A 276-nucleotide genomic window follows, 5' to 3' on the forward strand; every position below is an offset into this window, starting at 1 on the left:
GACATTAAAAAAATTGAAAATGATGCTTCATCACTCATGGTGGCATGTGGATTGGCATTGAGGAGTTTTGATTAATGGCAAAAATAAACCTACTCCCTTGGCGTGATGCGTTAAGAGAGAAACGAAAAAAAGAATTTATTGCCTATTGTGTTGGGGCTGCATTAGTTGGGGTTTTAGCTGTTGCTTTGGCTTGGTTCTTTTACAGTCAAAAACTGGAAGATCAGGAACAGGCCAATCAGTTGGTGGTGAGTACCAATCAAAACTTAGATGTCCAAT

Annotated in this window: 1 protein-coding gene; it reads left to right on the forward strand. The window is 39.1% G+C overall.

Annotated features, from left to right (window positions below; translation table 11 throughout):
- Window positions 1-74: 74 nt before the first annotated feature.
- The coding region (locus NLF92_RS12855) for a PilN domain-containing protein (protein WP_432420230.1) at window positions 75-276 on the forward strand (202 nt) is incomplete at its 3' end.

This window comes from Opacimonas viscosa (genome assembly GCF_024199005.1).
GTDB lineage: Bacteria > Pseudomonadota > Gammaproteobacteria > Enterobacterales > Alteromonadaceae > Opacimonas > Opacimonas viscosa.